Source organism: Chryseobacterium sp. SC28, assembly GCF_003932955.1.
In the GTDB taxonomy this organism is placed as follows: domain Bacteria; phylum Bacteroidota; class Bacteroidia; order Flavobacteriales; family Weeksellaceae; genus Epilithonimonas.
In genome coordinates this window covers 129,881-142,636 of sequence record NZ_QOVY01000004.1, presented here as the reverse complement: position 1 = coordinate 142,636, position 12,756 = coordinate 129,881, and the positions used below count along the sequence as shown (strand labels likewise).

The window sequence follows — 12,756 nt, the reverse complement described above, 5'->3', positions numbered from 1 at the left end:
ATTGACCTTGAGAAATATCAGAAAATTACAGTTTGTAATCTTTCTAAATAATAACACTTTTTCTTCAAACCAAATCGGATTCCTAAAGCTGAAAAATTTGATTTTAAAAGGAATCGTAAAAATAGCCCCGCCGTGGTTCAGAAACGGTCAGTGGTTTTTCGATTAAGCTTAATAACTTTCCTGATCATTGGGGAAATCGGCACTTTTCACATCTTTTACATACCGAGAAACCGCGCCGGTGATTTCTGTATAAAGATCCAAATATCTTCTCAGGAATTTGGGAGAGAATCCTTGATTCATCCCCACCATATCGTGATAAACGAGGACTTGGCCGTCACAATGCTGCCCGGCACCGATCCCAATCGTGGGTATCGAGATACTTTCCGAAGCTTTCTTTGCAAGGGCTGCCGGAATCTTTTCCAAAACGACTGCGAAACAGCCGAGTTCTTCCAAAAGTTTGCAATCCGACATCAGTTTTTCGGCTTCGGCATCTTCTTTCGCGCGCACTTTGTAGGTTCCAAATTGATAAATGCTCTGAGGCGTCAACCCAAGATGTCCGCACACGGGGATTCCCGCATTCACGATTTTCCTAATAGACTCCTCAATTTCCTTTCCACCTTCGATTTTCACCGCATGTGCGCCGCCTTCTTTCATCATCCTCACGGCAGATTCCAAGGCTTTCTCGGGATTGCTTTGATAAGTTCCGAATGGCAAATCTGCAACCACCAAAGCCCTTTCTACACCCCGAACGACGCATTGCGTATGATAGATCATCTGATCCAGCGTAATGGGCAAAGTCGTTTCAAAACCAGCCATCACATTGGCCGCCGAATCGCCAACCAAAATGGAATCGACGCCGCCGGCATCCACCATTTTAGCCGTTGTAAAATCGTAAGCCGTGAGCATTGTGATTTTTTCCTTATCGAATTTCATATTTCGTAAGGTTTCCGTCGTGATTTTTTTTATTTCGTAGTGTACAGACATGATTATATATAAATGATAAATTATAAATTATAAGTGATAAATGATTAAAAATATGAAAATGATTGATGAAAATCTTAAACGATGAATTGATCATCAATTATCATTCATCGACTCTCATTTATATAACGACGTGACCAAGTTTGATCAATTTGTCGCGGTTGAGGATTTTGAAATTTCTGCCTTCCACAGCAATCAGCTTATCTTGTTTGAATTCCGAAATCAGCCTGATGGCGCTTTCGGTGGCGGTGCCAATAAGATTAGCGATTTCTTCTCTGGTCAAAGATATTTTGATAAAGCCCTCGGGATCTGTTCCCAGTTTTTGTTCCAATAGAATAAGAATTTCTGCGAGTCTTTCTCTCACCGTTTTTTGGGCAAGAATAGTAACTGTATTGGCAGATTCGCCGAGTTCGTAAGCGATTTTCTGAAGCATTGCGTAAGACAATTTGGGATCTACCTCCAAAAGCCTCAAGAAAACATCTGAGGGTAAAAACTGAATTTTCATAGGAGTCATCGCTTCTGCATTGGCCTGGAAATTCTCTCCGCAGAGTAGGGAACGATAGCCGAGTAAATCGTTTTCTTTGCAGAATCTCAAGATTTGATCTTTGCCGTAAACGCCTGACTTGAATAGTTTTGCAGTTCCTTTTTCAATGAAATATACACCTTTGGGAAATTCTCCGTCTTCAAAAATAACGTCGCCTTTTGCGAATTCCAAAACTTTGAGTGTTTTTTCGTACATTTTAAAATCTTCCGAACTGAGACTTTGGCGTAAGGATTCTTTATTGAAAGCTTTGGTGAAATTTTTTTCTATAATCAATTGTTGTTCAAGAGACATGCTTATGATATTTGTCAGCAAAAATAAGACTTTTAAACACTATATACCAAAAAAATTGACGTAATTTTGCCCTCCCAAACAGTTGAGTAATTTAATGGCCGAACAATGTTTTCACTGCGGGCAAAACATCGACAAGGAGCGCATTCTTTTTGATGAAAAATTATTTTGCTGCAGCGGATGCCAGGCGGTTTATGAGATCCTGAACGTTCATAATCTCGATAATTTTTACAATATCAACCAACGCTCGGGTATCAAACCCAATACGGAGAATAATTCTCAATTCGATTATCTCGACACGCCGGAAGTCTCTTCCAAAGTCGTCGATTTTTCCGAAGGCGGCACCACGCTGGTGACTTTCAAGATCCCTGTTATCCATTGTTCTTCGTGTATTTGGCTTCTCGAAAGTCTTCATACCATCAATAAGAGCATCAATTATTCTCAGGTCAATTTTACAAGAAAAACGGTTCAGATTTCTTACAAAGAAGAGGAACTAAAGCTGAGCGAATTGGCGAAATTCCTCACCAATCTGGGCTACAAACCCGTCATCAATCTAGAAACCGCCGAAAAAAAGCACGATACGCTGGACAAGACGCTGCTCATCAAGATAGCCATTGCAGGTTTTGCATTTGGGAACGGGATGTTTTTCAGCTTTCCCGAGTATGTTTCCGGAAACGACTTCTGGCTACAATCGTACAAGAATTTGTTCAGATTCATTATGTTTTTGCTGGCCACTCCGGTCGTATTCTATTGTGCCTCAGATTATTATAAATCGGCGTGGTACGGATTGAAAAATAAAATTGTCAACATCGATGTACCCATTGTTTTGGGAATCTTCGTGCTATATTTCCGAAGCATCTACGAAGTCGTCACAGATTATGGTCCCGGCTATTTCGACACGCTTTGCGGCTTGGTTTTTTTTATGCTGCTGGGTAAGATGTTTCAGAAAAGAACCTATAACGCCCTATCCTACGACCGAGATTACAAATCCTTCTATCCCATTGCCGTCACAAAAATAGATTTTGATGGCAAGCAGGAGAATATTTTGCTTTCGGAACTGGCGGTTGGCGATCGGATTATGGTCAGGAATCAGGAGATCATTCCGGTAGATTCTATTTTGATTAAAGGCGAAGGCAACATCGATAACAGCTTTATCACAGGAGAATCGGCGCACGTATCCAAAAAACCAGGCGACAAGATTTTTGCCGGTGGCAGGCAATCGGGTTCTGTTCTTGAGCTGGAGGTGATCAAAAATGTGGATCAAAGCTATCTGACGCAACTGTGGAATAAGGAGGCTTTCAAAAAATTTGAAACCGGACTGGATACTTTGACCAATAAAATCAGTAAATATTTTACCTTCATCATTTTAGGAATTACGCTTCTGGCGGGGTTATATTGGGCAAGAATCGATACCGACAAAATGTTCCAAGTGGTCTCGGCCATTTTGATTGTGGCCTGCCCGTGCGCCCTTGCTTTGTCGGCACCGTTTACTTTCGGGCATGTGATGAGAATCTTGGGTCGCAATCATTTCTATGTCAAAGATACCTTGACCATCGAAAGACTCGCCAAAATAGATACGCTGGTCTTTGACAAAACAGGAACAATTACGGACAACAAGAAGTCAAACATCGTGTATTGCGGAACGGATATCTCGGATTTTGATTTGAAAAATATAAAATCGCTTCTTAAAAACTCCAATCATCCGCTTTCTAAGTCGCTTTATAATCATTTGGAAGTGAATGACGACTATTTTGAGGTAGATGATTTTGAAGAAATCTCCGGCAAGGGTTACTCCGGAAAAGTACGCGGAACCACTTATAAAATAGGTTCGGCAAACTTCGTGGGAGAACAATCGCAGGATCTGGAAACGGCTGTTTATATCAAAAAAGAAGGCGCTTTCCTCGGGAAATTTACTTTTAAAAACGAATACCGCAGTGGTCTTTCCGAACTGTTCAGAAAACTAAAAAACTACACGGTTTATATTCTCAGCGGCGACAATCCTTCGGAAAAACCAATTCTTGAAAAACTCATTCCCAATGTTTCGGAGATGAAATTCAATCAGAATCCCGAAAATAAACTCGATTTCATCAAAGAACTTCAAGATCAGGGCCTCAAAGTAGCTATGCTTGGCGACGGGTTGAATGATGCCGGCGCGCTGAAACAAAGCAATGTCGGGATTGCCATCTCCGACGACAGCAACTCCTTTACCCCGGCATCCGACGTCATTATGAATGGCGAAAAAATCCCGGAACTGGATAAATTTCTGGCCTTGTCGAAAGATGCTATGACGATTGTAAAACTTACCTTTCTTATTAGCTTGTGCTATAATGTCATCGGGATAGGATTTGCATTTTCAGGGCTTATGCATCCTCTTTTTGCGGCTATTTTTATGCCGCTGAGTTCTGTCACTGTTGTCACGTTTACAACCATTTCCACGTGGTGGAGAAGTACCAAATATTTTAAAATTTAGTGTAGCAAACAGTACATAAAAATATCGCCCAAGCTATGAAGGTAAATCAGTTTGATAGAAGAAAAGTCTGCCAAGGGTAGCTGCTGGTTCCAATACGATGGTCGTGCAGCGCTACAAAATATTTTATTTTTTTATAAAAAGTTTGCAAATTAAAATTTAGTTTTTATCTTTGCACCCACATTTGAACGTTATGGCAAATCATAAATCCTCACTTAAAAGAATCAGACAAAACGAAGCAAAAAGGCTTCGCAACAGATACGCTCACAAGACCGCAAGAACCGCTTTGAAATCTCTGAGAACAGAGGAAAACAAAGCAGTAGCAGTAGAGCAATTGCCAAGAGTAATCTCTTTACTGGACAAACTGGCCAAGAAAAATATCATTCATAAGAACAAAGCTGCCAATCTAAAAAGCAAATTGACCAAACACGTCAACAGCTTAGCTTAATCATAAAGTCCGGGCCCGTTCGTCTATCGGTTAGGACCTCAGGTTTTCATCCTGGTAAGAGGGGTTCGACTCCCCTACGGGCTACAAAAAAAATCCTTAGAATTTCTAAGGATTTTTTACTTTTACACAAATTATCAAAATCTTATGAAAATCCTGATCGTCAACGGTCCCAACCTCAACTTGCTCGGCACCCGCGAACCAGAAGTCTATGGCTCGGTTTCTATGGAAGATTGTCTGTCGGAATTGAAAAAAGAATTCGCCGAAGATGATCTTTTATATTATCAATCCAATGTAGAAGGCGAGCTCATCAACCGCTTGCAGGAAGACGATTTCGACGCGGTGGTCATCAATCCCGGTGCTTTCACACATTATTCCTACGCCATTTCGGACTGTCTCAAGAACATCAAGAAGCCTAAAGTGGAAGTTCACATCAGCAATATTTATAAACGGGAAGAATTTCGCAAAAAATCGGTGACCGCAGAAAATTGCGACGCCGTCATTTCAGGATTTGGGATGAAAGGCTATCGGCTGGCGATTCAAAGCTTGAAATAAAAAAGATCTCACATCGAGATCTGATAGGCTATTCAATTTTTATAAAGAATTTCCCGACCGGCTCGCCATCTGCCATATTATTCTTGGCAAGAATCAACCAATATTCGCCTTTCTGCTTCGTGTCATATTCAATGGTTTGCCCAAATGGCCCGTCAAAAGTATTGTCTGGCATCCGGATTTGGTTGAATCTTATATTCATCGGTTTTTCCGTTTTAAGATAGCCTCTGAGCTTCGGCTGATTGAAGTTTTTTAATTTTAAAATTACTTGTTCATCCAGATTTTTGATTTCGAGATTCAGCCGGATGGGCATTTGCGAAGCATCGACGGTAATGATATTCTGATTGGATTCTTTTTCCGTTTTCACAATTGCTGAGAGAGAATCAACTGGCTTTTCTACCATTGCCACGGTATCCACTTTTGCATCTTTTACTTCCGGTTCTTTTTTGCAAGCGACTAAAAATATTGGAATTAATGACAGATATTTCAGATTATTTAAGGTCTGTTTTGTCGATATTAATGCTTTCATAATATAAAATTTTGGAGAGGAAGCTTTCCTTCTGATAAGATTCAATTCTTTGCGAAATCTGTTTTTTCATCGCTAAATTATCGGTTTTCCCGGCATAATCCAGCAAAACTTTCTCGTTATAATTGATGCAGTTCCGATGAAAATTTAGGTCAAAATCCTTTCTTTCGATGTTGTTTTGCGTGATGATTTCGCCCCAATTGATATAACTGCAAACCAAAATCAAGCCATACGCCGCCCAAAACATTTTGTTGAACAGGAAGGCATTGGTCTTTCTTTTCTGAATTTTGATGAAGGTAAAAATCAAACCTATCAGAGCCATTGCAAGAAATGCGTAAACACCCAAACGCTTGTAAGTAAGACCAAAATTAATAATATATTCAGAATTTTTGAGACTGGCAGACACGAGCAAAAGTGCATTGAGAATCATCCAAATCTGGACAGAGACTTTCAAAGTTTTTGCTTGGCGATCGAAATTAAATCTATTTTTGAAATAAAAAAGAATCACGAGAATGGCCATCGCGATGGAGACTATCACGGCGTTTACGCGCTCGTGGGTTTCCGCGCTCAGGCTGCTTGCCGATTTCGAAACCTCGAAAAATTGTTCGTAATTATAAGTCACAAGGAAAATTGAAAGCAAAATATTGAGCGCAGAAAAGGTAATCAGACCGCTCATTCGCTCGGAATCCACATCCAAAAATCCGAATGTCGGTTTTGTAAGATTGATCTCGCCGGAAAAGTCGTCTTCCAAGCATTGATTTTGCCGGAAAATGAATTGATGTACTTTGAAATTCCAGAAAATGAAAGCAAAATATAATCCAATAATCGCAATAACGATGAAAGTAAGCGGTTGAAAATCAACATTATTAAATAAATTGGCAAAATGCTCGCTGCCGTGTGCATAGATAAAAAAGAAAACTACGGTAAATAATCCCGGGATCAGAACAAAAGTGAGCAGTTTTTTGACAATTTTTTTTTCTTTGGATCCCTCATACCATTGATCGATTTTGAAAACACTTCCGACAAACGTAAAAAGGTTGATTAAGAGGATCTCGAGGTATAGAAGCGGTTTCAATTCCGGATAAGTTCCCCGGAATCTCAATAAAAAAACAGAACTGAAAACTGCGACAAAAGACACGGCATCGCCAAACCAAGCGAATGCAAATGATGAAAAAAGGGACGTGACAAACAGTAGCAAAAATGGCCTATCACGCAATTTTTTATCGGTTTGTGAATAGGTCAAAATACTCAGAAAAATACCTAAAATTCCGAGGTTGAGGGCAATGTATTCTCGGTAAAAAAGAATGACAAATGCCAAAACTGTGACGAAGATGAGATGTTGTTTTTTCATAATCTTTAATGAATTAGTGGATATAGATTTAGTTTGTGATTTATAAAGTACTTTGCGTTTCAAAGTTATTATTTAAAAAAATTTAGCTTTTTAGCAGCTTCTCCAGATTGTTGATATGTTCTGTAAAAGCATCGCGTCCCTTTTTTGTCACGCGGTAGGAAGTCTTGGGTTTTTTCCCCACGAATTCCTTTTTTATTTCGATGTATCCTGCCTTTTCCAAAGCAGCGCTATGACTTGCCAAGTTGCCGTCGGTAGCGCTCAGCAGGTTTTTCATTTCGGTAAAATCAACCCAATCGTTGACCATAAGAACGGACATAATGCCCAATCTTACACGGCTTTCGAATTCTTTGTTGAGTTGATTGATGTCTAACATATTTTTTGTTTTGATAATTGATGCAGTTATCGTTTGGTCAATTTTCGGGTTGACTATTTTGATTTCTTCGATTAATTAATCATACTTTCGATACATCCAAATCCCGTAGAAAATATGAAGAAATCCGAAGCCGATCGTCCAAAATATCAATCCCCAACCGAGGAAGAATAAACAGATGATTCCCAGAATCACTTCGCAAATACCCAGATATTTGATGTCACTCAGGGTATATCTTTCTGCATTGATCAAGGCCAAGCCGTAGAAAATGAGCATCACGGGCGGGATTAAACTGAAATTCTGATGAAACCAAAGCGCCAGACAAAACAAACCACCAGCCACTAATGGAACGGCGAAACTGAACAGAAATCTTTTCGTGACCGAGTCCCAGATTTTCAAGTTTTCCTGTTTGCTTTTCCTTGCCGTGAAAAAATATCCGCCCGCAATGGCGAAAATCAAAACTAACAAGGCAACAAAAAATAATTCCTGAGCCAACTCGGGTTCATAAATATTTCGTGCGACATTCAAATAATCGAGACCTTCTCTTTGGAAAACGAAATAAACATAGGCGGAACCCAGCAAGGCGACAATTCCTGCTACCACGCCGGAAAGACCGCTCAACGAAATAAATATCGAGCTGCGCTCCATCAGCCGGCGGATGTGCGCCAACTCCTCCTGATAATTTTTTGATTCCATAAAAAGAACTTTGAATTGCAAAGTTATAAGTTATTTTTAGACCACAAAATTATTTTGAAGTTTTTTTGAAATTATTCAATTACCGAATCTAATGAACTCATTGTCAGCGAAAAACTTTGGGAAAAACAAAAATGGGATGACGAAACCCTTAGCCCCGATTGCAGTGGAAATCCTTTTTCTTTTTTTTGGAAAAAGAAAAAGATTGCAACGGAAAGCGGGAAATAGCTCCAAAATAAAATTGAAAACCGGCCGAGTGGTTTTGTTTTAAGATCATTCTACAATTCGGTCACTTCCTTGCCAATTTTATAAACGGTTCCTCGGAAACCGGCGATCAGCGCAGCATCCTGATTTTTGATGCTGATATCGTAGACTGCCGTTTTTCTGGTGTCCGAGAGCAAAATACTTTCGGCAATCAATACATCTCCATTTCGGGCGGCTTTTGTAAAATTGATGTAGCAATTGAGTGCTACCGCGGCTTCGCCCGTGTTGTTGGACGAAAATGCCAGCGCAGAATCTGCAAACGCGAAGGTGACGCCGCCGTGTACGGTTCCCAATCCATTGATCATTTCGGGCTTCACAGGCATCTGGATGAGGCAGTAATTTTCCTTGATATCTAGGAGTTCGATGGAGAGCCATTGCGAAAATAAGTCTTTCGACAAAAGATATTCGGCGGTTTCTTTCGGAGTCATTTTTAAATTTTATAAAGTATAATCTGCAAAGTCTGAACTACTGCAATAGCATTTGCTGCTTGTAATAATATCTATTTCCCTTTGTAGATTGGTAAGCGCTTCTCGATAAATGCAGCCACACCTTCTCGGAAATCGGCGGTTTCGGCGGCATCTTGCTGAATGATGGACTCGTAATCCAACTGCTCTTTGAGCGTGAAATCATAGGATTTGTTGAAGGCTTTTTTGGTGAGATACAGGGCTGTGGTTGCAGAATGCGCGAGCTGCGAAAGAACTTCCATCGAGCGTTCTACGAATTCGGAATCCGGGAAAACGTCGGCCACCAATCCCATTTTCTTAGCCTCTGCTGCAGGAACTTTTTTGCCTGTGAAAGCCAGATAATGAGCCAATTGCCGGCCAACCAATTTCGGCAAATAATAAGTTCCGGCGGTATCGGGAATCAAACCGATGTTTGCAAATGCGAAAGAAAAATAAGCGCTTTCTACCGCCAAAGTGAAATCGCAAATGCTCGCCAGCATAGCGCCTGCGCCTACGGCAGCGCCGTTTACCAAAGCAATCACGGGTTTTTTGCACTTCACGATTTCCAGAACCAGAGGATTGTAATATTCGATCACAAAACGCTGAATAGCGCGATCTTCCGGATCGTCCAGATGCAGTGCTTCTTTCAAATTTTGACCGGCGCAAAATGCTTTTCCGTTCCCGGCAAGAGCCACGCAGCGCACATTTTCACCTTCGCTAAATTTGTGAACGGCAGCGCGCAATTCTGTGAGCATCACCTTTGTCAAACTGTTGTAGCTCTCGGGCTGATTGAGATAGATGATTTGGAGTTTGCCGTCAAATTGGGCATCTATTTCTATTTGTTTGTAAGTCATTTGGCGTACATATTGGTTGATGCAATTTAACATATTTTAATGAAATCGCAGGATAAAATTATATTCTTAAAATAGCAAACAACGTCGATTGTGAATCGATTATTCTATTTAAAAGTTTATTTCCGGAAATTTTGTCTTTCATAAAACAACAAACATTCAATTATTCGGAAATTTTGTCCTAATATTTTAATAAGTTATCAAAAGAATAATTTTTGAGATAAGGTCTTCGAACCAACTATCACTGAAGAGGTCAAGAAAGATGTCTCCATTTAAAATAAATTGAAACAAAAATCATAGTTCAAACTACTGAAATTGAACAGATTTTGATTGCAATGTATCGAAAAACCTGAACTTATTAATATGAATCTAAATCAATATACCACAAAATCACAAGAAGCCATCCAAAAAGCGCAACAGATCGCGATGGAATTTGGCAATCAAAGCATTGAACCTCAACATTTATTGGAAGGAATTCTTCAGATAGATGAAAATATTTCTGCTTTTTTGATGAAAAAATCAGAAGCGGATCTCGGTCTTATCAGAGAAAGAAACCGCGAAGCCTTGGAAAAATTACCAAAAGTTTCGGGCGGCGAAATTTATCTTTCCCAATCTGCCAACAAAGTGCTACTGGAAGCGCCCAACATCGCCAAAAAAATGGGTGACGAATATGTGACTATTGAGCATCTTTGGCTCGCCTTGTTAGAAATCAATTCCGAAGTTTCTAAAATTTTGAAAGATTTCGGCGTTACCAAAAAATCTCTAGAGATGGCAATCCAAGAACTCCGAAAAGGTAGCAAAGCAACGTCTGCAAGCTCGGAAGAAACCTACCAGGCTCTGAATAAATATGCCAAAAACTTCAACGAGCTCGCGGCAGAAGGAAAACTAGACCCAGTCATCGGTCGGGATGAAGAAATCCGAAGAGTTTTACAAATTTTATCGAGAAGAACCAAAAACAACCCTATTCTGATTGGTGAACCGGGCGTGGGTAAAACCGCGATCGCTGAAGGAATTGCACACCGAATTATCAATGGCGACGTTCCGGAAAATTTGCAAGATAAAACATTGTTTGCACTGGATATGGGCGCATTGATCGCAGGCGCCAAATACAAAGGTGAGTTCGAAGAACGTTTGAAATCGGTGGTGAACGAAGTCATCAAATCAGACGGACAAATCATTCTTTTCATCGATGAAATCCACACTTTGGTGGGAGCCGGTGGTGGCGAAGGTGCGATGGACGCCGCCAATATCCTGAAACCTGCCTTGGCAAGAGGAGAATTGAGAGCTATCGGCGCTACTACTTTGAATGAATATCAAAAATATTTTGAAAAAGATAAAGCGCTGGAAAGACGTTTCCAAAAAGTGATGGTGGAAGAACCCGACACCGAATCTGCAATCTCGATTCTGCGGGGAATCAAAGATAAATATGAAGCGCACCACAAAGTACGAATCAAAGACGAGGCGATTATCGCCGCGGTAGAAATGTCTCAAAGGTATATTTCAGACCGATTTTTGCCAGACAAAGCCATTGATTTGATTGATGAGGCTTCGGCAAAATTGAGAATGGAAATCAATTCAAAACCTGAAGAGCTGGACGTTCTCGACAGAAGACTGATGCAGTTGGAAATAGAATTGGCAGCGATTTCTCGGGAAGGAAATCAGATAAAAATAGACCATCTCAAAGAAGATATTGCCAAACTCCAAGAACAAAGAAACGAAATCCACGCCAAATGGCTGGCCGAAAAACAAAAATCTGAGGATTTGACTTCCATTAAAAAAGAAATTGAAAGTTTAAAATTAGAAGCAGAAAGAGCTTCCAGAGTAGGTGATTATGCCAAAGTAGCGGAAATACAGTACGGAAAATTGCGTGAGAAAGAAGAGGATCTGAAAAAACTGGAGTTGGAAATGCAAAATAAGCAGAACGAATTGATCAAAGAAGAAGTAACGGCCGAAAATATTTCTGAAATTATTGCAAAATGGACAGGCATTCCGGTAACGAAACTGCTTCAATCTGAAAGAGAAAAATTATTGAATCTGGAAACTGAGCTTCATCACAGAATTGTGGGTCAGGAAGAAGCAATCTCTGCGGTTGCCAATGCCATCCGAAGAAACAGAGCGGGCCTGAGCGACGAGAAAAAACCTATTGGAAGTTTTCTGTTTTTGGGAACAACCGGCGTGGGTAAAACAGAGTTGGCAAAAGCCTTAGCCGAATTTTTGTTCGATGATGAAAACAATATGACGAGAATTGATATGAGCGAATACCAAGAAAGACACTCCGTTTCTCGATTGGTGGGCGCGCCTCCAGGATATGTGGGCTATGATGAAGGTGGACAATTGACCGAAGCCGTGAGAAGAAGACCTTATTCCGTGGTGCTTTTGGACGAAATCGAAAAAGCGCATCCAGATGTTTTCAATACACTTCTGCAAGTTTTGGATGATGGAAGATTGACGGATAACAAAGGCAGAGTGGTAAATTTCAAGAATACGATTATCATTATGACTTCCAATCTCGGTTCACACATTATCCAAGAAAACTTTGAAAACATCAATGATTACAATGTAGATGAAATTGTAGAAAAGACAAAAGAAGAAGTTTTCGGATTATTAAGACAGTCCTTGAGGCCAGAGTTTTTGAACAGAATAGACGAGGTCGTTTTGTTCCAACCATTGAGTAAATCTCAGATTAGCAAAATTGTGAATTTCCAATTGAGAAGTTTCAATCATTTGCTCGAAAAACGAAACATCATTCTCACAGCCACAGAAGACGCCATAAAATATCTGAGCGACAAAGGCTATGACCCGACTTACGGCGCCCGACCTTTGAAAAGAGTGCTTCAACAGGAAGTTTTGAATCAATTATCAAAAGAAATTTTGGCCGGAAAAGTAAACGATGGGGATAGAATTACCTTAGATTATTTTGAAGAAACCGGTTTGGTTTTTCGGCCTGTGGAATAAAAATTATCTTTAAAATACCACATCAT

13 protein-coding genes and 1 tRNA gene are annotated in these 12,756 nt (G+C 40.2%); 6 read left to right on the top strand and 8 right to left on the bottom strand.

The window, feature by feature from the left end; translation table 11 throughout:
• Window positions 1-168: 168 nt before the first annotated feature.
• Together panB and DTW91_RS04225 are read right to left on the bottom strand one after the other, a co-directional pair.
• Window positions 169-984, bottom strand: a complete 816-nt coding sequence (panB, locus tag DTW91_RS04230) for a 3-methyl-2-oxobutanoate hydroxymethyltransferase (RefSeq protein WP_125202169.1) — start codon at window positions 982-984, stop codon at window positions 169-171.
• Window positions 985-1,102: 118 nt separating this feature from the next.
• Complete coding sequence (locus DTW91_RS04225) at window positions 1,103-1,816, bottom strand: Crp/Fnr family transcriptional regulator (protein WP_125202168.1); 714 nt, start codon at window positions 1,814-1,816, stop codon at window positions 1,103-1,105.
• A gap of 94 nt (window positions 1,817-1,910) precedes the next feature.
• Between DTW91_RS04225 and DTW91_RS04220 the strand changes: the two genes are divergently transcribed.
• The 4 genes from DTW91_RS04220 to aroQ all read left to right on the top strand — a co-directional run bounded on the left by DTW91_RS04220 (window position 1,911) and on the right by aroQ (window position 5,280).
• The gene (locus DTW91_RS04220) at window positions 1,911-4,283 is read left to right on the top strand and encodes a heavy metal translocating P-type ATPase (protein WP_125202167.1); all 2,373 of its coding nucleotides are present in this window, start codon (window positions 1,911-1,913) and stop codon (window positions 4,281-4,283) included.
• A gap of 190 nt (window positions 4,284-4,473) precedes the next feature.
• The gene (gene rpsT / locus DTW91_RS04215; RefSeq protein WP_125202166.1) at window positions 4,474-4,728 is read left to right on the top strand and encodes a 30S ribosomal protein S20; all 255 of its coding nucleotides are present in this window, start codon (window positions 4,474-4,476) and stop codon (window positions 4,726-4,728) included.
• A gap of 12 nt (window positions 4,729-4,740) precedes the next feature.
• Window positions 4,741-4,812: transfer RNA gene (locus tag DTW91_RS04210), tRNA-Glu, on the top strand.
• Between the two features lie 60 nt (window positions 4,813-4,872).
• Window positions 4,873-5,280 carry a type II 3-dehydroquinate dehydratase gene (gene aroQ / locus DTW91_RS04205; RefSeq protein WP_125202165.1) on the top strand — a complete coding sequence of 136 codons (408 nt, stop codon included), beginning with the start codon at window positions 4,873-4,875 and terminating at the stop codon, window positions 5,278-5,280.
• Window positions 5,281-5,308: 28 nt separating this feature from the next.
• Here the strand turns inward: aroQ and DTW91_RS04200 are convergent, their stop codons facing one another.
• From DTW91_RS04200 to DTW91_RS04185, 4 genes are all read right to left on the bottom strand, one after another.
• Window positions 5,309-5,806: a hypothetical protein gene (locus tag DTW91_RS04200; protein WP_125202164.1), complete on the bottom strand. Its 498-nt coding sequence runs from the start codon at window positions 5,804-5,806 to the stop codon at window positions 5,309-5,311.
• A complete protein-coding gene (locus DTW91_RS04195) occupies window positions 5,769-7,154 on the bottom strand; it encodes a DUF4173 domain-containing protein (protein ID WP_125202163.1) in 1,386 nt (461 codons plus the stop codon). The genes DTW91_RS04200 and DTW91_RS04195 overlap by 38 nt, the downstream gene beginning before the upstream one ends.
• Window positions 7,155-7,236: 82 nt before the next feature.
• Window positions 7,237-7,527 (bottom strand): winged helix-turn-helix domain-containing protein, encoded by a 291-nt coding sequence (locus DTW91_RS04190; RefSeq protein WP_125202162.1) that lies wholly within the window; start codon window positions 7,525-7,527, stop codon window positions 7,237-7,239.
• A 75-nt stretch (window positions 7,528-7,602) separates the two neighbouring features.
• Window positions 7,603-8,220 carry a hypothetical protein gene (locus tag DTW91_RS04185; protein WP_125202161.1) on the bottom strand — a complete coding sequence of 206 codons (618 nt, stop codon included), beginning with the start codon at window positions 8,218-8,220 and terminating at the stop codon, window positions 7,603-7,605.
• 91 nt (window positions 8,221-8,311) lie between these two features.
• Here DTW91_RS04185 and DTW91_RS12675 point away from each other — a divergent pair, with 91 nt between their 5' ends.
• The gene (locus DTW91_RS12675; RefSeq protein WP_185144738.1) at window positions 8,312-8,488 is read left to right on the top strand and encodes a hypothetical protein; all 177 of its coding nucleotides are present in this window, start codon (window positions 8,312-8,314) and stop codon (window positions 8,486-8,488) included.
• A 7-nt stretch (window positions 8,489-8,495) separates the two neighbouring features.
• On the opposite strand, the gene DTW91_RS04180 is transcribed toward DTW91_RS12675, so the two are convergent.
• Both DTW91_RS04180 and DTW91_RS04175 read right to left on the bottom strand, forming a co-directional pair.
• Window positions 8,496-8,909: a PaaI family thioesterase gene (locus DTW91_RS04180; protein WP_125202160.1), complete on the bottom strand. Its 414-nt coding sequence runs from the start codon at window positions 8,907-8,909 to the stop codon at window positions 8,496-8,498.
• A 71-nt stretch (window positions 8,910-8,980) separates the two neighbouring features.
• Window positions 8,981-9,778 carry an enoyl-CoA hydratase/isomerase family protein gene (locus DTW91_RS04175; protein ID WP_125202159.1) on the bottom strand — a complete coding sequence of 266 codons (798 nt, stop codon included), beginning with the start codon at window positions 9,776-9,778 and terminating at the stop codon, window positions 8,981-8,983.
• 360 nt (window positions 9,779-10,138) lie between these two features.
• Between DTW91_RS04175 and clpB the strand changes: the two genes are divergently transcribed.
• Window positions 10,139-12,730 (top strand): ATP-dependent chaperone ClpB, encoded by a 2,592-nt coding sequence (gene clpB / locus DTW91_RS04170; protein ID WP_125202158.1) that lies wholly within the window; start codon window positions 10,139-10,141, stop codon window positions 12,728-12,730.
• Window positions 12,731-12,756 lie beyond the last annotated feature (26 nt).